17 protein-coding genes and 2 tRNA genes are annotated in these 18,861 nt (G+C 42.0%); 17 read left to right on the top strand and 2 right to left on the bottom strand.

Going from position 1 to position 18,861, the window contains the following annotated elements:
* The first annotated feature begins 61 nt into the window (after positions 1-61).
* Together ACFFGV_RS18765 and ytvA are read left to right on the top strand one after the other, a co-directional pair.
* Positions 62-511 carry a S1 domain-containing RNA-binding protein gene (locus ACFFGV_RS18765; RefSeq protein ID WP_377351177.1) on the top strand — a complete coding sequence of 150 codons (450 nt, stop codon included), beginning with the start codon at positions 62-64 and terminating at the stop codon, positions 509-511.
* 214 nt (positions 512-725) lie between these two features.
* On the top strand, positions 726-1,511 hold the full coding sequence (gene ytvA, locus ACFFGV_RS18760; protein ID WP_377351175.1) for a YtvA family blue-light photoreceptor: 786 nt from the start codon (positions 726-728) through the stop codon (positions 1,509-1,511).
* Between the two features lie 115 nt (positions 1,512-1,626).
* On the opposite strand, the gene ACFFGV_RS18755 is transcribed toward ytvA, so the two are convergent.
* Together ACFFGV_RS18755 and ACFFGV_RS18750 are read right to left on the bottom strand one after the other, a co-directional pair.
* Positions 1,627-1,698, bottom strand: a tRNA-Glu gene (locus ACFFGV_RS18755).
* Between the two features lie 30 nt (positions 1,699-1,728).
* Positions 1,729-1,802 (bottom strand) — tRNA-Met (locus tag ACFFGV_RS18750).
* A 574-nt stretch (positions 1,803-2,376) separates the two neighbouring features.
* Here ACFFGV_RS18750 and spoIIE point away from each other — a divergent pair.
* The 15 genes from spoIIE (at position 2,377) to lysS (ending at position 18,465) form a co-directional block, all read left to right on the top strand.
* Positions 2,377-4,836: a stage II sporulation protein E gene (spoIIE, locus tag ACFFGV_RS18745; RefSeq protein ID WP_377351173.1), complete on the top strand. Its 2,460-nt coding sequence runs from the start codon at positions 2,377-2,379 to the stop codon at positions 4,834-4,836.
* A 107-nt stretch (positions 4,837-4,943) separates the two neighbouring features.
* On the top strand, positions 4,944-5,684 hold the full coding sequence (locus ACFFGV_RS18740; RefSeq protein ID WP_377351171.1) for a VWA domain-containing protein: 741 nt from the start codon (positions 4,944-4,946) through the stop codon (positions 5,682-5,684).
* Positions 5,653-6,651, top strand: a complete 999-nt coding sequence (prkT, locus tag ACFFGV_RS18735) for a serine/threonine protein kinase PrkT (RefSeq protein WP_377351262.1) — start codon at positions 5,653-5,655, stop codon at positions 6,649-6,651. The genes ACFFGV_RS18740 and prkT overlap by 32 nt, the downstream gene beginning before the upstream one ends.
* An 82-nt stretch (positions 6,652-6,733) precedes the next feature.
* The gene (gene tilS, locus ACFFGV_RS18730; protein WP_377351169.1) at positions 6,734-8,146 is read left to right on the top strand and encodes a tRNA lysidine(34) synthetase TilS; all 1,413 of its coding nucleotides are present in this window, start codon (positions 6,734-6,736) and stop codon (positions 8,144-8,146) included.
* The gene (gene hpt / locus ACFFGV_RS18725) at positions 8,139-8,681 is read left to right on the top strand and encodes a hypoxanthine phosphoribosyltransferase (protein ID WP_377351167.1); all 543 of its coding nucleotides are present in this window, start codon (positions 8,139-8,141) and stop codon (positions 8,679-8,681) included. The genes tilS and hpt overlap by 8 nt, the downstream gene beginning before the upstream one ends.
* A 204-nt stretch (positions 8,682-8,885) precedes the next feature.
* Positions 8,886-10,898 (top strand): ATP-dependent zinc metalloprotease FtsH, encoded by a 2,013-nt coding sequence (gene ftsH, locus ACFFGV_RS18720; RefSeq protein ID WP_377351164.1) that lies wholly within the window; start codon positions 8,886-8,888, stop codon positions 10,896-10,898.
* 168 nt (positions 10,899-11,066) lie between these two features.
* Positions 11,067-11,858 carry a type III pantothenate kinase gene (locus tag ACFFGV_RS18715; protein WP_377351162.1) on the top strand — a complete coding sequence of 264 codons (792 nt, stop codon included), beginning with the start codon at positions 11,067-11,069 and terminating at the stop codon, positions 11,856-11,858.
* A 6-nt stretch (positions 11,859-11,864) separates the two neighbouring features.
* Positions 11,865-12,740, top strand: coding sequence for an Hsp33 family molecular chaperone HslO (hslO, locus tag ACFFGV_RS18710; protein WP_377351160.1), 876 nt, complete (start codon positions 11,865-11,867; stop codon positions 12,738-12,740).
* Positions 12,741-12,765: 25 nt separating this feature from the next.
* Positions 12,766-13,683, top strand: coding sequence for a peptidylprolyl isomerase (locus ACFFGV_RS18705; protein WP_377351158.1), 918 nt, complete (start codon positions 12,766-12,768; stop codon positions 13,681-13,683).
* 97 nt (positions 13,684-13,780) lie between these two features.
* Positions 13,781-14,710 carry a cysteine synthase A gene (gene cysK / locus ACFFGV_RS18700; protein ID WP_377351260.1) on the top strand — a complete coding sequence of 310 codons (930 nt, stop codon included), beginning with the start codon at positions 13,781-13,783 and terminating at the stop codon, positions 14,708-14,710.
* 137 nt (positions 14,711-14,847) lie between these two features.
* Positions 14,848-15,684 (top strand): dihydropteroate synthase, encoded by an 837-nt coding sequence (gene folP / locus ACFFGV_RS18695; RefSeq protein WP_377351155.1) that lies wholly within the window; start codon positions 14,848-14,850, stop codon positions 15,682-15,684.
* A complete protein-coding gene (folB, locus tag ACFFGV_RS18690) occupies positions 15,677-16,039 on the top strand; it encodes a dihydroneopterin aldolase (RefSeq protein ID WP_377351153.1) in 363 nt (120 codons plus the stop codon). The genes folP and folB overlap by 8 nt, the downstream gene beginning before the upstream one ends.
* On the top strand, positions 16,040-16,552 hold the full coding sequence (folK, locus tag ACFFGV_RS18685) for a 2-amino-4-hydroxy-6-hydroxymethyldihydropteridine diphosphokinase (protein WP_377351151.1): 513 nt from the start codon (positions 16,040-16,042) through the stop codon (positions 16,550-16,552).
* Entirely contained in the window at positions 16,522-16,728 is a 207-nt protein-coding gene (locus ACFFGV_RS18680; RefSeq protein ID WP_377351149.1) for a helix-turn-helix domain-containing protein, read from the top strand. The genes folK and ACFFGV_RS18680 overlap by 31 nt, the downstream gene beginning before the upstream one ends.
* 252 nt (positions 16,729-16,980) lie before the next feature.
* Positions 16,981-18,465: a lysine--tRNA ligase gene (gene lysS / locus ACFFGV_RS18675; protein ID WP_377351147.1), complete on the top strand. Its 1,485-nt coding sequence runs from the start codon at positions 16,981-16,983 to the stop codon at positions 18,463-18,465.
* Positions 18,466-18,861: the final 396 nt, after the last annotated feature.

Below are 18,861 nucleotides of genomic sequence, written 5' to 3'. Positions count from 1 at the left end.
AGCTTATATATAATATGTTGGAAGATACTTTTTGAAATTCTTAAGGAGGAGCATTTTTTTTATGTCAATCGAAGTAGGCAGCAAGTTGCAGGGCAAGGTAACAGGTATCACTAACTTTGGAGCGTTCGTAGAACTTCCAAATGGTTCTACAGGTCTCGTTCACATTAGTGAGGTTGCTGATAGTTATGTGAAAGACATTAACGACCACCTAAGCGAAGGTGATCAGGTTGAGGTTAAGGTTATCAACGTAGAGAATGATGGAAAGATTGGTCTTTCTATTAAGAAAGCTCAGGAAAATTATAACCAAAACCAAAACCAGAGCAATAACCATAATAAAGATCGTCGTCCAAAAGGTGGAGGCCGTGGAAAGAGTAACCATGATCGCCGTGAAAAGCCGGAAACGTTTGAGTCGAAGATGAACCGTTTTCTAAAGGATAGCGAGGAGCGTATGGCGTCCCTTAGAAAGCATACAGAGTCCAAACGCGGGGGTCGAGGTGCTAAAAGAGGCTAACTTGCTGTCTATGAGCAACTATTAGGAATGAACTATATTTTATATAAAGAGAATGCTTTGCGTTCCCATAGAAGGTCTGCTGCGATGTGTCCAGCAGACCTTTTTATATGACATCACTGAACAGGGTACAATTTTTTGAGCATATAAGAACATTTTGATACTATTAGAATACGCAGTCGAACGTACAAGAGGTCTAAATAGGAAGGTGAAACGGATGAAGAATCATCTAATTAATGATTCCATTTATTATTCTTTGTTAGAAAAAGCGATTGATCATACGCGCGTTGGCGCCATTATTACAGATCCCAATCAAAGTGATAATCCCATTATCTACGCAAACGAAGGTTTTCGTTACATCACGGGGTATGATTCAGAAGAAATACTAGGTCATAACTGCCGCTTTCTTCAGGGTGAGCAAACAGATGAGCGAGCAATCCAACAGCTTCGAGAAGCTATTCAGCATAGGAAGTCCATTACCATTGAGGTATTAAACTATAAGAAAGACGGCACCCCATTTTGGAATGAATTACATATTGATCCTGTTTATATGGAAGCAGAAGGGCAGTATTACTTCATTGGAGTCCAAAAAGATATTTCTGCTCAAAAGCATGCTGAAGATGACCTCACAACGTATATGAAAGAAGTATCCGCTCTTTCCACACCTATTGTTCCGATAGCTGAAGGGATATCTGTATTGCCGATAATCGGAAATATTGATGGGGAGCGCTTGAATTTAATTACCGATAATATTACGAGCAAAATGGCAGAAACGCAGCATGAATATTTAATTATGGAGTTATCTGGTCTTAACAGCTATGATGAGGAAATTATCCGTGGGATATATAGGCTAAAGGATATTCTACAGCTATTAGGTACTGAGTTAATTATTGCAGGCATCTCCCCTGGGCTTGCCCTGCAATCTGCCAAAATCAACTTGGATTTATCCTCCTTAAAAACGTTCCCAACAGTGAAGGAAGCCATAGAAATGCATCAATCGTAAACTAAAAACGACCTGGCTGCTCCTAGCGCCAGGTCGTTTTTCATGGTTACTATATTAGCGGTATATACATAAAAAACGCACAGCATAGCTGTGCGTTAGGACAAGAATCGGATGATGACCCGTACGGGATTCGAACCCGTGTTACCGCCGTGAAAGGGCGGTGTCTTAACCACTTGACCAACGGGCCTAGCACTATGAATATGTAAAAAAAAGAAAGTAGCGGCGGAGGGAGTCGAACCCACGACCTCACGGGTATGAACCGTGCGCTCTCGCCAGCTGAGCTACGCCGCCATATATATAGCAAAGGCTCCTTCAATGTCATTATGGAATTCATCGCCTGAGCTGTTTCAAGTGTGTTATCGCGAAGTCACAAGGAATATAATACACCACGTATAAAATGGTGTCAATAAAATATGGGACATTTTTTATTTAGTAATTCTTTTTCGGCTAACAGGTTGATGAGATGCAGCATTTGGTGATTCGTCTTAATCAATATAATGGGGGATAATGAAGGGTCATTTACTTATATGAATATGGGAGGCTATGGTCTGGAGTGACAACCCTCATATTACTTCGTATCAAGTTTTCCGCATCATTATGCTATACAGGAGGAAAAACTACAACTATTAGCAGAGTTTATTGCTCACGAAGGACATATACCATTCTTTTATCGTGACAATTGGAGAAAAGACCATTCTTTCCGACATGAGCATGTATGGAAAAGGGATGGGGATGGATTGAAAATGGCGAATCCTCTTTTTGGAAGAAGAATGTAGTCGAAAGGTTCTTCCCTAACGTTCTGTTGTTTTGACAAAATAAGTTTGTCCATTGTGGTTAAATGAAACAACAAGGAGGAGAGATAACCATGATGGATTCTATTACACGAGGGAACGTGAAAGTTTCTAGAAGAAATATGACCCATGTCATGACGAAGTGGAAGCGGAGGATGGGGGAGCAGGTGAAAGTATTCTTCATTGAACGAGGATGGCTCCTATTTATAGTTGGTTTTCTATTAGGACGAGCTATCGTTCTATCAACTGTATCGCCTTTTGCCCTTTCTTTTCTCGCTTCTGTGTGGCTGATGAGAAAAGAGAAGTCCATGAAAGTGATGTTTGCCGTTCTAATAGGTTCAATGACTTTTCATTGGCAGCAGAGCATCTTTATAAGCATGGCTATGGTCTTGTTTTTCCTATTAGCCTTTATCTTTCATAGATTCAGGGACCAGCAAAAACTGCTCCCGTTCTTTGTTTTCTTTGCAAGTCTCGCAACAAGATCCGTTCTCTACTACTTGACCAACAATATGGAAGCGTACGACTGGATGCTGGCGCTTGTGGAAGCAAGCCTTAGTGCCATCCTTGTACTAATATTTATGCAGAGTGTTCCATTACTATCACCAAAAAAGTATAAGCAGGCACTGAAAAATGAAGAGATTGTGTGTATGATCATTTTATTAGCCTCTGTCCTGACAGGAACGATAGGCTGGCAGATCTATGATGTGTCGATGGAGCAAATTCTATCCCGTTATCTAGTGATGTGGCTTGCCTTTGTAGGTGGAGCGGCAATTGGTTCTACGGTTGGGGTCGTTACAGGGTTAATTTTGAGCTTAGCGGATGTGGCAAGTCTTTATCAGATGAGTTTGCTGGCCTTTTCTGGTTTATTAGGAGGCTTATTAAAAGACGGAAAAAAATTCGGAGTAGGCATCGGTTTATTTGTTGGTACCCTGCTAATTGGAATATATGGGGAAGGGTATCAAGAGCTCGCTCCTTCTATATATGAAACGTCTGTGGCGGTGTTGTTATTTTTCTTAACACCGGAGTCGTGGATACGTAAGATTGCTCGTTACATCCCTGGTACGAACGAGCATACCCATCAGCAGGAACAATACTTAGAGAAAGTGCGAAACGTAACGGCAGATCGCGTACAGCAGTTCTCTCATGTGTTTAAAGCGCTATCAAGTAGTTTTTCTCAAGTGGAGTGGAAGGAAGATCAGGAGGAAGAGGAGAAAGAGACAGATTATTTCCTGAGCAATGTTACAGAAAAAACGTGTCAGAATTGCTTTCGCAAGGAGAAGTGCTGGGCACAGAACTTTGATCAAACGTACGGCTATATGCAGGAAATGATGACAAGTCTGGATGATGGAACTTATACGAGTAAACGCAAATTGCATATGGAGTTTGATAAGCATTGCGTAAAGACTGATAAAGTGGTGGAATCCATGCGTCATGAGCTTTCCTTTTTTCAGGCTAATAAGCATTTAAAGAGACAGGTGTTCGAAAGCAGAAGGTTTGTTGCAGAGCAGCTCCGTGGAGTATCAGAAGTGATGGGGGACTTTGCGAAGGAAATTTTAAAGGAACGAGAAAATCATGATACCCAAGAAGAAGAAATAGTCCAGGCGCTTAAAACGATGGGCTTTGAAATAGAGCAGATGGAGATTTACAGCTTAGAAGCGGGGGATGTAGATATAGAGATGACCTTATCCTTTTACGATTATAAAGGGGAGGGGGCAAAAATAGTTGCTCCGGTGCTTTCAGAGATATTACGGGAGACGATAATTGTAAAGCAGGAAGAAATTTCACCATTTCCTAATGGGTATTGCTACTTCTCGTTCGGATCGGCTAGAAAGTATGTTATTGAAACGGGTGTAGCGCATGCGGCTAAGGATGGAGGGCTGGTGTCTGGGGACAGCTATTCTACCATTGAGCTCGGTGCGGGTAAGTATGCGGTAGCAATTAGTGATGGGATGGGGAATGGAGAAAGAGCTCACGTGGAGAGTATGGAGACCTTGCGTTTGCTCCAACAAATATTAGAAACAGGAATTGAAGAGAAGGTTGCTATTAAGTCTATCAATTCTATTCTGTCGCTTCGAACGACGGATGAGATATTTTCCACGTTAGATTTAGCGGTGTTGGATTTACAGGATGCTAGTGCGAAATTCTTAAAGGTTGGGTCAACTCCTAGCTTTATTAGACGCAACGATCAATTGCATAAAATCGAAGCTAGCAACCTACCGATTGGCATTATCCAGGATTTTGAGGTTGATGTCGTAAGCGAGGAATTGAAAGCTGGAGACCTTCTCATTATGATGAGTGATGGTATTTTTGAAGGACCCAAGCATGTGGAGAATGTCGACCTGTGGCTGAAGAGAAAGATAAGGGACATGGAAACCGATGATCCCCAGGATATTGCGGATTTATTATTAGAAGAGGTTGTGCGGACAAGGTCTGGTGCGATAGAGGATGACATGACTGTGCTGGTAACAAAGATAAAAAGAAATGTTCCAGAATGGGCTGCGATTCCAGTAGCAAAAAAGCGAACGGTAGGATAATGCGAACTCCTTCTTTAAGGGGTTCGTTTTTTTGTGAGCCAGCGAAGTATATTTTCTAATCCGAGAGGCGATGATGGTAATACCATTTTTGCAGGAGGAGAGCATTCATGAAAAAAGGTACGCTAAAACAGGTGTTACTAATAACTGACGGTTGCTCCAACCAAGGAGAGGATCCATCTGCCGTTGCAACATTAGCTCACCAGCAAGGTATAACCATTAATGTTATCGGTGTGTTGGAAAATGATCAATCCGAACAGCCGGAAGGGTTAGAGGAAGTAGAGGAAATTGCATTATCCGGGGGCGGGGTCAGCCAAATCGTTTATGCCAAATCCTTGTCTCAAACCGTTCAGATGGTTACCAGGCAAGCAATGACTCAAACGTTACAGGGTGTCGTCAACCAAGAGCTGCAGTCCATTCTTGGCGCTGAGAAGCACGTAGAGGAGCTGCCGCCAGATCAAAGAGGAGAAGTGATGGAGGTTGTAGAGGACCTAGGGGAAACGTGTGATTTAGAAGTATTGGTTCTTGTCGATACAAGTGCAAGCATGCACAACAAACTCCCTACCGTGCAGGATTCGTTGTATGACCTTTCTTTAAGCTTGAATGCCAGAATGGGTAATAATAAATTTTCCATCTATTCCTTCCCTGGTAAGCGGAAGCCGATAGAAAGAATCATGGATTGGACGCCTCAGCTGGATTCGATTTCGTCCGTTTTCCCTAAGCTGACAAGCGGTGGTATTACACCAACTGGTCCAGCTTTACGAGAGGCCATTCAACAGTTCCAAAAGAAGAAAAATTTGAGGAGTCTATTGAGTCGTGATGAATCATCCAGGGAAGAATCAGGTTATTGATATTCAACCAGGCACAATTGTAACAGGAAAATGGTATAGCCGATCTTATCGCATCGTAAAGAAGCTTGGGTCCGGAGCTTGTGGGGCAGTATTTCTGGCCCAATATAACAGAACTCCAGTCGCGATTAAGTTCGGCTTCAACCAGACTACTATCACATCCGAAGTCAATGTACTGAAGTCGTTTCAGAAGGTTCAAGGCACACCCCTTGGACCTTCTTTAATGGATGTTGATGATTGGGTGAAGCGGGATGGAACGACCACCTCTTTTTATGTAATGGAATATTTGCGAGGGAAAGAGCTTATTCCGTTTATGCAATCACATGGCGAGGAATGGCTGGGAGTACTAATGGTTCAATTACTGGAGGACCTAGAGAAGCTTCATCAAGCAGGGTGGGTGTTTGGAGACTTAAAAACGGAGAACCTTATTGTAACCTATCCTCCGGCAAGGCTTCGTTGGATTGATGTGGGGGGAACGACTCTACAGGGAAGAGCCATTAAAGAATACACTGAATTTTATGATCGAGGGTACTGGGGTATGGGGTCAAGAAAGGCGGAGGCTAGCTACGATTTGTTTGCACTTGCAATGGTGATGCTGCACATTTATTATCCGAAACGATTTGAGAGAGGGAAAGATGGTGAAAAGACCTTGGCCACAAAGCTGAATCAGTGCAAAGAGCTAAGAGCGTATCGAGGAGTAATCCATCATGCTCTCTCCGGGAAGTTTCATTCCAGCGGCCAAATGAAGGCAGCTGTGCAACAAATAGTTTGGGATGACCGACTAAGGCAGCAAAGCAGTAAATCAAGTGGAACACCCTCTCGTGTACAAAGAAAACAAGCTGCACCACGTCACAAATCCGGGGTACCTGCACCTGTACCAAAGAAGTCCCATGCTGTGTGGGAAGGTATGGGGATACTTGCTCTAGCAGGAATGTTCTACACCATTTATATTTTAATGCAGTGGATGTAAACATAAACTTTGCAGGAGGATTGTGAAAAATGATACGATAAGGAATGATATATTAAGAACAGATTAGAACGGAGTGGAGCGGTTGTTTAACCTGAAGGTCGATCAATTTGCTCGTCAGCATCAGCTGTTTAAACAGCATGCAACTATACTTATCGCGGTATCTGGAGGGCCGGATTCAATGGCCCTTCTTCATTATCTAAAAGGCATTCAGCATCACTGGGGCTTCCATCTGGTTGCCCTCACGGTAGACCACTCTTTAAGAGGAGCGGCTTCCGAAGAGGATGTGAAGTTTGTAACATCTGTGTGTGACGACTTGGGGGTAGCGTGTGAATCTGTTACGTTGGACGTTCCTTCCTATAAGGAACAGCATCAGGTAGGCACTCAGGTGGCTGCAAGACATATGCGATATCAATTTTTCGCTGAACAAATGCAGAAGCATCAAGCAGATATGCTGGCTATGGGGCACCATGGCGATGATCAAGTAGAAACTGTATTTATGCGAATGGCTAGAGGGGCAGAGCCACAGCATATGAAAGGAATGGATGTCCGCCGCCCGTTTGGGGGAGGACAGATTATTCGTCCATTTCTTGGGGTTACGAAGGCAGAAATTGAGGAATACTGTCAAAAGCATGACATCCACTATTGCGTTGATGCCTCTAATGCTAGTCCGGCGTACACTAGGAACGCTTTTCGATTACATGTGCTCCCCTTTTTGAAAGAGCAAAATAGAAAGGTGCATGAGCATATACAAGCTTATAGCGAGTATGTATCAGAGGATGAAGCCTTTTTAAAGGAGCAGACAGATCGTTTTTTTCAATCTTCATTATTTCATAAAGAACCTGAGGAAATCCGATTTGACCTCAATGCATTTCTAGCCGCGTCTTCATCTTTACAAAGGCGTACCTTTCATCTAATATTAAACTATCTTTATCAAGAGCAGCCTGATGATGTTACCTATCATCATTGGGAGCAGTTTAAACAAATAATGAAGGCAGAGAGTCCGCATTTATCCATAAATCTTCCTCGAAACTTAATGGTGCTACGTTCGTATGAACAGATAACCTTTACGTTTCTACGGGAGGACAAGGACAGCGAGCCCTTTCATTTTTATTTAAATGTACCTGGTAAGGTGCTTTTGCCGGATGGTACAAGCGTGCATGCTAGTTGGGATGGACCATCATTAGAGCAAAATGAGCATCATTTCATGTGTGATGTAAATAAAATCGCACTTCCTTTGCATGTTCGAACGAGGCGCGCTGGGGATAGGATTGCTTTACGAGGGATGGATGGGCATAAAAAGATTAAAGATCTGTTCATTGATCATAAGGTTCCTCAAAAAGAGAGAGATTCATGGCCTATGGTAACGGATCATAACGGCCGGATCCTGTGGGTTGTCTCCTTGCAGAAAGCGCGATTAGAAGCAGGTGACTCAATCGATTGGTTACATCTAACTGTTAAGAATGACGATACTTCTAGGAGGATGGGAAATGCATAACGATATTGAAAAAGTATTAATATCTGAGGAAGAGATACAGCAGAAGATCCAAGAACTTGCTGCCCAGTTAACAGGGGAATATCATGATAAATTTCCTTTAGTAATTGGTGTGCTGAAAGGCGCTCTTCCATTCATGTCAGATTTATTGAAGCGGGTAGAATCTCACTTGGAAATGGACTTTATGGACGTTTCCAGCTATCACGGGACTACTCAATCGTCTGGCGAGGTAAAAATAATTAAGGATTTAGACACACAAGTAGAAGGAAGAGATTTGCTTATTATCGAAGATATAATCGATAGTGGCCTAACTCTCAGCTATCTTGTGGACTTGTTTAAGTATCGTAAAGCAAGATCCATTAAAATCGTAACACTCCTAGATAAGCCGGCTGGTCGTAAGGGAGATGTGAAAGCAGATTTGGCAGGTTTTGAGGTTCCGGATGAATTCGTTGTAGGTTATGGGTTAGACTATCAAGAACGATATCGAAATCTTCCTTACATCGGAGTATTAAAGCCATCGATTTATGGTGGAGAGTAAGGGAGACAGCTTCCTGCACTTATAAGGTCAGCATTTCATTAGGATTCTGACGTTATAATAAATATACCTAATTCATATAGTGAAGGAATTAGGTGTTTCATTTCTATTTACAGAATGAAGTAACATGAATGGCTATGAGTTGTGTAAAAACTTTTACTTATGGTACTATTTACTATAGTTTTCTCGCCTGGGAGGAGGTAGGCAATGAACCGAGTATTTCGCAATACAATATTCTACGCATTAATCTTTTTAGTTGTGATAGGTGTTGTAGGACTATTTAACGGTGATAACGATCAAGATACACAATTGAGTTATATTGAATTCAAAGATGCTTTAAATAATGGTCAAGTAGAAAAGATGACTGTTCAATATACGAATCATGCTTACAATGTAACTGGTGAGCTTGCTTCAGGAGAAGATGAGGAAAATTCTTTCACATCTATCATTCCGGATAATGAACAAATCATCCAAAACATTACTACCATTGCAGAAGAACAAAATCTTGGTGAAAGTTTAAGCTTTGAAGCTGCTGAAGAACCGAGTGGTTGGGTGAGGTTCTTAACCTCCATCATTCCTTTTGTGATTATTTTCATATTATTCTTCTTCCTGCTTAACCAAGCACAAGGCGGCGGAAGCCGTGTTATGAACTTTGGTAAGAGTAAGGCCAAGCTGTTTAGCGAGGATAAGAAGAAAGTTCGCTTCAAAGATGTAGCTGGAGCAGATGAAGAAAAGCAAGAGCTTGTTGAAGTGGTGGATTTCTTAAAAGACCCTCGCAAATTTGCTCAAATTGGTGCACGTATTCCAAAGGGTGTCCTATTAGTAGGACCTCCTGGTACTGGTAAAACATTGCTAGCAAGAGCAGTTGCAGGTGAAGCAGGCGTACCATTCTTCTCTATTAGTGGTTCCGACTTCGTAGAGATGTTTGTTGGTGTCGGTGCTTCCCGTGTCCGTGACCTATTTGAAAATGCGAAGAAGAATTCTCCATGTATCATCTTCATTGATGAGATTGATGCAGTAGGACGTCAGCGTGGCGCTGGTTTAGGCGGTGGCCATGATGAACGTGAACAAACATTGAACCAATTACTAGTAGAAATGGATGGCTTCGGTGCCAATGAAGGTATCATTATTATTTCTGCTACAAACCGCCCTGACATACTTGACCCTGCCTTATTACGTCCGGGACGTTTCGACCGTCAAATTACGGTTAACCGTCCAGACCTTAAAGGCCGTGAAGAAGTATTGAAGGTACACGTACGTAATAAGCCTCTTGATGAAGATTCAGTAGATCTTCACACCATTGCGATGCGTACACCAGGTTTCTCTGGTGCAGACCTTGAGAACCTGTTAAACGAGGCTGCTCTTGTAGCGGCTCGTGCTGACAAGGAAAAAATCGATATGGTTTCTATTGACGAAGCAATCGACCGAGTTATCGCAGGTCCGGCTAAGAAGAGCCGTGTGGTTAGTGAGAAAGAACGAAACATCGTGGCTCACCACGAAAGTGGACATACTATTATTGGTATGGTTCTGGACGAGGCGGATGCTGTGCATAAGGTTACGATTGTACCTCGTGGTCAAGCTGGAGGGTATGCTGTTATGCTGCCGAAGGAAGACCGCTTCATGATGACCAAACCAGAATTGCTCGACAAGATTACTGGCTTACTTGGTGGTCGTGTTGCTGAGGAAATTATGTTCGGTGAAGCTAGTACTGGTGCTAGTAACGACTTCCAACGTACAACTAATATTGCACGGAAGATGGTTACAGAATACGGCATGAGTGAAAAACTAGGACCGCTTCAATTTGGCGGCGGTGGCGGCCAGGTATTCTTAGGCCGTGACATTCAAAATGAGCAGAACTATAGTGATCAAATCGCTTACGAGATTGACCAAGAAGTTCAGCGCATTGTGAAAGAATGTTATGACCGCGCTAAACAAATTCTTACTGAAAACAGAGAACAATTAGAGCTAATAGCACAAACACTTCTTGAAGTGGAAACGTTAGATGCAACTGAAATTCGTTCTCTATTTGAGAAAGGCGTACTACCTGAGGATTCCGAAGCTGCTCGTATTAAAGAAGACAATACGAAGGCTGATTCAGATGTGAAAGTGAATATTAATTCTAAGTCTGAAGAAGATGCGGCAGAGGAGAAAACAAAACAGGAAGATACTACGACTGAAGCTCCGTCTAATGACGAGACAGACGAAGATCAAAACAAATAAGTCATTTACAAAATGTCCCTGATTACTCAGGGGCATTTTTTTATCGGTATGGAAGAAAGCTTTTATAGGATGGACGATTAGAGATAAACTAATGATGGAATACCTTCTTCTAGAACAGATGTGATATGATGTAATCGTTATTATTGTGAATGGAAGCGGTGAATCAGAATGATTTTTGTGCTAGATGTAGGGAATACCAATACAGTGCTTGGTGTTTTTGAAGAAGAAGAAATGAGATACCAGTGGCGGATAGCAACAGATCGCCACAAAACAGAAGATGAGTTTGCAATGATTATAAAACAGCTGTTTGAGCATGAAAGTTTATCTTTTTATGATATTCGTGGCATTATTATATCCTCGGTAGTCCCCCCAATCATGTATGCATTGGAAAGAATGTGCCATAAATATTTTTATCAATCACCTTTAATAATTGGGGATCAGACGGTGGAAACAAACCTACTCATGGCATATCCTAATCCAGAAGAAATAGGGGCCGATCGCATTGTTAATGCGGTGGGGGCTATTAAAGAATATGGCGCTCCTCTTGTTATCATTGATTTTGGTACGGCTACTACGTATTGTTATATCAATGAGGCAGGGCAGTATGTTGGCGGTGCTATAGCTCCAGGTGTTAATATATCAACCGAAGCGTTATATGCCAAAGCGGCGAAATTACCTCGTATAGAAATCCTTGCCCCACAGAACGTAGTAGGAGACTCTACAGTAGAAGCTATGCAAGCTGGTATCTTTTACGGTTATGTCGGGCAGGTGGATGAGGTTGTTCGGAGGATGAAGGAACAATCCTTATATTCTCCGACTGTGATTGCCACAGGGGGATTGGCTGGTTTGTTCGCTGAAGAGTCTAGAACGATTGATATAGTCGATCCGTATTTAACGTTAAAAGGACTATACGAAATATATATGCAAAATGAAGGAATTTTGTTGAATAAAGGAGAATGAACATCAATGGGAGATTATCTAATTCGCTCCACAGCGTTCGATGGTAAGGTACGTGCTTATGCCATTGAATCTACAGAAACAGTAAGGGAAGCCGTTCGTCGTCATGACACATATGCAACTGCATCTGCAGCACTTGGGCGTACTATGTCCATTTCTGCAATGATGGGTGCTATGCAAAAAGGAGAAGACACTCTTACAATAAAAATTGAAGGTGGAGGTCCAATCGGCGTTATTGTTGCTGACTCTAATGCTCACGGCGATGTACGAGCATATTTGAGCAACCCTCACGTTGACTTCCATTTAAACGATCAAGGAAAGCTTGATGTAGCGCAAGCAGTCGGAACTTCCGGAACCATCAGTGTTGTAAAGGACACGGGCTTGAAAGATTATTTCACAGGAGAAACTCCAATAGTATCAGGAGAAATAAGTGAAGATTTCACGTATTACTTCGCTAATTCTGAGCAAGTTCCATCAGCAGTTGGAGCGGGGGTTCTTGTTAATCCAGATCATTCTGTTAAAGCATCAGGCGGTTTTATCCTTCAAATGATGCCTGGAGCGGACGATGATACAATTACTAAAGTAGAAAATAATATTAACGAGCTGCCGCCTATTTCTTCTTTAATTGACCAGGGACACTCTCCAGAACAAATCTTAGAGAAGCTTTTAGCTGGTGGAGACCATAAAGTATTAAGCACTACACCAGTACAGTTTAAATGCCGTTGTTCCAGAGAGCGTTTAGAAAATGCGCTTATGGGCTTAGGCAATGATGAATTACGCGCCATGATCGAAGAAGATAAGGGTGCGGAGGCGACATGCCATTTTTGTAATGAAGAGTATCACTTCACAGAAGATGAATTAAGACAACTGGTAACACAACAATAAGTCAGCTTACAAAAAGGTGGTCGGTATGACAAGAAAGTTTTTGTGGGGAATGGTTGTAGTATTACTGCTGACCAATCTAACCACTTTACTTGTGTGGTTAAATACAGACAAAGCTCCTTCTGAAAATCCTAACAACAAGTTGCGGCAGCCAGTAGCTGCTAGCGAGGAAGAGGTCGTTGCTTCCATCGGCGATGAAAGCATCCTTCATCAGAACTGGCTTACCATGCTTGAAAAACGTCATGGGAAAACAGTATTAGAGGAACTCATTAACAAGGAAGTAGTGTTCCGGCTAGCAGAGGAAAAAGGTATTCAACTCAATGATAAGGTGATGGAACGAGAATTGGCTCTAATGGAAACCATGCTAGGGGTAACAAGCGATAGTAAGTTGAAGGAGAAGCGCAAGACCTGGCAAGAGCAAGTACGATACAATTACCTACTTGAAGAATTAATGACTCAGGATATTGGAATTGAGGAAAAAAAGATAAAGGATTATTATGAAGAATACAAGGATCAGTATGATTTCCAAAAGTCCTTTCAATTTTCCCATATCGTTGTCTCCACCGAGGGAGAAGCCAAGAAGGTGGCTAAAGAATTGGAAGATGGCTCTAGCTTTGAGATTCTAGCTAGGGAATATTCTACTGATTCCTCCACGCGAGGCAGCGGAGGTTATTTAGGCTATTTTTCAAAGGATAGCTCCTATGTTCCTGATGAATATTTCAAACGAGCTCAGAAACTTTCTGCAGGGTCATACTCCGACCCCTTTGAAACAGACCAAGGATACGTTCTGTTATATGTGCACAGAATGCTTCCGAAGATAAATATCAGCTATGAAGATGTAAAACAGCATATAAAAAGGCAATTAGCTTTAGATTACGTTGGCGATTCTGTATCTGTTAAAACGCTCTGGGATGATGTAGGTGTAGAGTGGTTTTATGGCGATTAAGGAATCGCCTTCTTTTGATTATATTGTTTGACATTTCAGATAGTTTGCTCTATATTGTATATAATACATATAAAAATACTAGGAATTAGAGGTGGAAATCATGCGCGTAGCTAACTCTATATCAGAATTAATAGGACAAACTCCTATTGTAAAACTAAATGGTGTAAGTGACGAAAATAGTGCGGATATTTACGTGAAATTAGAATTTATGAACCCAGGAAGCTCTGTCAAGGACCGTATAGCATTAGCAATGATTGAAGATGCTGAAGCGAATCAGCAGATTAAACCAGGAGATACAATTATTGAGCCAACGAGCGGTAACACAGGAATTGGCCTGGCTATGGTCGCGGCAGCAAAAGGATACAAATCCATTTTGGTTATGCCTGATACGATGAGTCAGGAGCGTCGCAACCTGTTACGTGCATATGGAGCTGAATTAGTACTTACCCCAGGAAGCGAAGGAATGAAGGGGGCTATTCAAAAAGCAACAGAACTGCAGGAAGAGCACGGTTATTACATGCCTCAGCAATTTAATAACCCTGCTAACCCAAGCATTCATGAACGGACAACTGGAAAAGAGATTGTAGAGCAAATGGGCAATCAGTTAGATGCGTTTGTAGCAGGTATAGGGACGGGTGGAACCATTACTGGTGCTGGGAAAGTGCTGAAATCCCATTACGACAATATTAAAATATACGCCGTAGAGCCGGAGAGCTCCCCTGTTTTATCTGGAGGGAAGCCAGGTCCTCATAAAATTCAAGGGATAGGTGCAGGGTTTGTGCCATCTATTTTAGATACGGAAATTTATGAAGGGGTTATTCAAGTGTCTAATGATGCTTCCTTTGAAACGGCTCGCGAAGTTGCCAAAACGGAAGGGCTGCTAGGAGGTATTTCTACCGGTGCTGCTATTTATGCAGCCAAGGAAGTAGCTAAAGAGCTTGGTAAAGGGAAGAAAGTGCTGGCCATCGTTCCAAGTAACGGGGAACGCTATTTATCTACTCCTTTATATAATTTCGAACAAGAATAATTGGAATAGCCGACTACCGCATGAACGTGCGGTAGTTTTTTTGTGTTTTTCTTTTCCCACGGCTGATGAAATGATTAAACGCAATAGATTGTGTACAATAGTAAGAGGCAAGTTGATCGGTGAAGGAGATAAGTGGTATGACTAGAATATTGAAAACGAAAGTAAAAACATTTAATTTGGATGAAGAAACAATAATAATGGGAATTTTGAATGTGACACCTGACTCATTTTCTGATGGTGGCCGATTCAATGAAGTAGATGCAGCGGTCCATCAGGCTAAGGAAATGGAAAGGGATGGGGCACACATTATTGATATAGGTGGGGAGTCCACAAGACCTGGTCATAAGCCTGTATCAGCAGAGGAAGAGATGGAGCGTGTACTCCCTATTATTCGAGCGGTTCATCGGGAAGTAGGAATCCCTATATCTATTGATACCTATAAGTCAGATGTAGCAAGAGCTGCAGTAGAGGCAGGCGCTTCTATTATTAACGATGTTTGGGGAGCGAAGCGGGATAGGGAGATAGCAAATGTAGCCGCTGCCTACCAAGTGCCTATTGTATTAATGCATAACCGGGATAATCGACAGTATGTAAATATAATAGACGATATGATACAGGATTTGGAGGAAAGTGTTTCTATCGTTAAAGAAGCCGGTGTCAAAGCTCATAACATTATATTGGATCCGGGAGTAGGGTTTGCTAAAACACCGGAGGACAACCTTGTTGTTATGCGTTATTTGGAACGGGTATGTAATAGAGGGTACCCTGTATTGTTGGGAACTTCCCGGAAATCATTTATAGGCAAAGTGTTAGACCTTCCTGTTGAGGAAAGGATGGAGGGGACGGGAGCCACTGTATGTCTCGGTATTTCTAAAGGTGTAGCCATGGTTAGAGTACATGATGTTAAATCAATAGCTCGTATGACAAAAATGATGGATACCATGATTGGGAAAGGAGAAATGACAAATGGATAAGATTCTCATGAATAAGATGGAGTTTTACGGTTATCACGGTTTATTCCCGGAGGAGAATAAATTGGGGCAGGCGTTTATTGTGGATTTAGAACTTGAGCTTGATTTGAAAAAAGCCGGTGAAACAGACGACATGAACGAAAGTATCAATTATGGTCAAATTTATGAAGTAACAAAGCAGGTAGTTGAAGGAGAAGTGAAGTATTTGGTGGAGGCCATTGCGGAGGACTTGGCCGCCAAATTGTTCGAGCGCTTTGATAAACTGCATGCGGTGACCGTTAAAGTAATTAAACCAAACCCTCCTATTCCAGGGCATTACGAGTCAGTAGCTATTGAGATATATAGGGAGAGGACATAAATGACAACAGCATACGTAGCATTAGGGTCAAATATTGAACCAAGAATGAATTATTTGCAAGAAGCTATCAATCAAGTAGACAACCATGAAAAAGTACATGTTTTACAATCTTCCCCTATTTATGAAACGGCCCCGGTAGGTTATACTGAGCAGGATGACTTTTTAAATGCCGTTATAAAGCTCGAGACAACTCTTGAGCCGCTGGACCTCCTTGCTCACTGTCAGAGTATTGAACAGCAATTAGGCCGTGAGCGCTCTGTTAAGTGGGGACCAAGAACTATTGACCTTGATATTTTGTTATATAATGATGAGCGTGTGGCGACAGATCACTTAACGCTCCCGCATCCTAGATTACATGAACGAGCATTCGTGCTTGTTCCGTTGCACGATATAGATTCTGAGCTTTATATAGATCGTTACCATAAGCAAGTAAGGCAGCTACTAGCTGATTTGCCAGCCGCCGAGAAAGAAGGAGTAAGGCAATGGAAGCCGAAAAATGGGGAAAACGAATAAAAGCCTATCGTAAATTAAAAGGATACACGCAAATAGATTTTGCGGAAAGCATCGGAATCTCTGTTTCCGTTCTAGGTGAAATAGAGCGAGGGGTCAGACTACCGAGTGAAAACGTCATTAACAAAGCGTCTATCGAGTTGAATATACCTGTGCAGGAATTGACTCCGAAAAAGTAACCTTTCTGTTTACTTCTAATGGAAGCAGATTCTCGTAAGCGGACCAGTATAGAAAAAGGGTATTTCTATAAGCAGAGTGATTCGAGGACGTCGCAAGGTATTGTAGGTACGTTGACACAACCCAACTAATTCCCTATACTACGTTTAAGTTGAAGGCTGCCAAGCGATTTGGCGGTTTTATGCATAGCCCGTATAAACTAGTATCGGACGTGGGGATGGAATAAGACAAGCTATAGAATTGGAGTGATTAAGATGACGGAAGAAACGAACGACCTTATGAGGGTGCGTAGAGAGAAGCTGGATGCCTTTTATCAAAAAGGACTAGATCCATTTGGAAATAAATTTGAGCGCACGCATTTCTCAGAAGAACTAAAACATTCCTATAATGATATATCAAAAGAAGATTTGGAAGAGCGGCAGATTCCTACCACTATCGCAGGAAGGATTATGACAAAGCGAGGAAAAGGGAAAGCTGGATTTGCGCATATCCAGGACTTAACTGGCCAAATCCAAATCTACGTACGAAAAGATACAGTAGGTGAAGATGCGTATGAAATGTTCCAGTCTGCTGACATGGGGGATATAGTTGGTGTTGATGGAGTAATGTTTAAAACGAAAGTTGGGGAACTTTCTGTTAAAGCACACGAATTCCATATGCTTACCAAATCCTTACGACCTCTTCCGGAGAAATTCCATGGGTTGAAGGATATAGAACAACGCTACCGTCAGCGCTATCTTGACCTTATTACAAATCCGGATAGTCGTGATACATTCGTGTTACGAAGCAAAATTATTCAATCCATGCGTCGTTACTTTGATGACAAAGGTTTCTTAGAGGTGGAGACGCCAACGATGCACGCCATCCCAGGCGGCGCTTCTGCGCGTCCGTTCATCACTCACCATAACGCGTTAGACATGCCTTTATATATGCGTATCGCTATTGAACTTCACCTGAAACGCCTTATCGTTGGAGGTATGGAAAAGGTGTATGAGATAGGCCGCGTATTCCGTAATGAAGGTGTATCCACTCGTCATAATCCGGAATTTACGATGCTGGAGCTGTATGAAGCGTATGCAGATTTTCATGACATTATGACGCTGACAGAGAACGTAATAGCTCATATTGCTAAAGATGTGCTAGGAAGCACCAAGGTGCAATACGGTGAATATGAGGTAGATCTAGAGCCAGAATGGAAACGAGTCCATATGGCGGATATCGTAAAAGAATATACTGGCGTCGACTTCTGGCAGGAGATGTCTGATGAAGATGCCAAATCTCTTGCGAAGGAACATGGCATCAAAATAGAAGATAATATGACATTTGGTCATATCCTGAACGAATTCTTTGAACAGCGAGTAGAAGAGAAGCTAATTCAACCAACGTTTATTTTTGGACATCCGGTAGAAATCTCCCCGCTTGCTAAGAAAAACAAAGAAGACGGACGTTTTACGGATCGCTTTGAATTATTCATTGTTGGACGCGAGCATGCGAATGCCTTCTCCGAGTTGAACGACCCTGTGGATCAGCGTCAACGCTTTGAAGCCCAATTAAAAGAAAGAGAAGAGGGTAATGACGAAGCCCACATGATGGATGAAGACTTTCTAGAGGCGTTAGAATACGGTTTGCCTCCAACTGGAGGACTTGGTATTGGTATTGATCGTCTTGTTATGCTATTAACTAATTCTCCTTCCATTAGAGACGTATTACTATTCCCTCAAATGAGGCATCGAGATTAATAAACAAGCGCCTGGGCCTATTGTGCCGGGCGCTTTCTTTATGTACTGGGCAAGTGTTAACGAGAAGAAACAAATAAAAATAAAAAAACATCAGAAAAACTATTGCGTTATTCGAGAAGAGCATGGTATATTATTAAACGTTGCGCTAACGACGGCAACAAAACAAACCAAATCGACAGCAAAAACAACAAAAAAGAAATCATAAAAAGTTGTTGACGCAATGACGATTAAATGGTATATTAATAAAGTCGCTATTTTGAGCGGCCAAACAAAAAGCTGAAACGCTTTTGATCTTTGAAAACTGAACAAAACAACTTGTAAACAACCTGTTAATTTTTTAACATTAGCCAGTAATCATGTTCACATGATGTTAGGCGAACTCTTATGGAGAGTTTG

Origin of the sequence: Pontibacillus salicampi, from assembly GCF_042434395.1 — a bacterium.
Classification (GTDB): Bacteria; Bacillota; Bacilli; order Bacillales; family BH030062; genus Pontibacillus; species Pontibacillus salicampi.
Note: the sequence above shows the minus strand (reverse complement) of the source record. Positions and strands in the feature narration are given on the sequence as shown.

What these genes read in the sequence shown, in the direction of transcription:
- ytvA (WP_377351175.1), top strand. Translation starts at nt 726, where the DNA reads ATGAAGAATCATCTAATTAATGATTCCATTTATTATTCTTTGTTAGAA.
- folP (WP_377351155.1), top strand. Translation starts at nt 14,848, where the DNA reads ATGACTAGAATATTGAAAACGAAAGTAAAAACATTTAATTTGGATGAA.
- ACFFGV_RS18705 (WP_377351158.1), top strand. Translation starts at nt 12,766, where the DNA reads ATGACAAGAAAGTTTTTGTGGGGAATGGTTGTAGTATTACTGCTGACC.
- ACFFGV_RS18715 (WP_377351162.1), top strand. Translation starts at nt 11,067, where the DNA reads ATGATTTTTGTGCTAGATGTAGGGAATACCAATACAGTGCTTGGTGTT.
- hpt (WP_377351167.1), top strand. Translation starts at nt 8,139, where the DNA reads ATGCATAACGATATTGAAAAAGTATTAATATCTGAGGAAGAGATACAG.
- ACFFGV_RS18740 (WP_377351171.1), top strand. Translation starts at nt 4,944, where the DNA reads ATGAAAAAAGGTACGCTAAAACAGGTGTTACTAATAACTGACGGTTGC.
- ACFFGV_RS18765 (WP_377351177.1), top strand. Translation starts at nt 62, where the DNA reads ATGTCAATCGAAGTAGGCAGCAAGTTGCAGGGCAAGGTAACAGGTATC.
- lysS (WP_377351147.1), top strand. Translation starts at nt 16,981, where the DNA reads ATGACGGAAGAAACGAACGACCTTATGAGGGTGCGTAGAGAGAAGCTG.
- ftsH (WP_377351164.1), top strand. Translation starts at nt 8,886, where the DNA reads ATGAACCGAGTATTTCGCAATACAATATTCTACGCATTAATCTTTTTA.
- folB (WP_377351153.1), top strand. Translation starts at nt 15,677, where the DNA reads ATGGATAAGATTCTCATGAATAAGATGGAGTTTTACGGTTATCACGGT.
- ACFFGV_RS18680 (WP_377351149.1), top strand. Translation starts at nt 16,522, where the DNA reads ATGGAAGCCGAAAAATGGGGAAAACGAATAAAAGCCTATCGTAAATTA.
- prkT (WP_377351262.1), top strand. Translation starts at nt 5,653, where the DNA reads ATGAATCATCCAGGGAAGAATCAGGTTATTGATATTCAACCAGGCACA.
- folK (WP_377351151.1), top strand. Translation starts at nt 16,040, where the DNA reads ATGACAACAGCATACGTAGCATTAGGGTCAAATATTGAACCAAGAATG.
- hslO (WP_377351160.1), top strand. Translation starts at nt 11,865, where the DNA reads ATGGGAGATTATCTAATTCGCTCCACAGCGTTCGATGGTAAGGTACGT.
- spoIIE (WP_377351173.1), top strand. Translation starts at nt 2,377, where the DNA reads ATGATGGATTCTATTACACGAGGGAACGTGAAAGTTTCTAGAAGAAAT.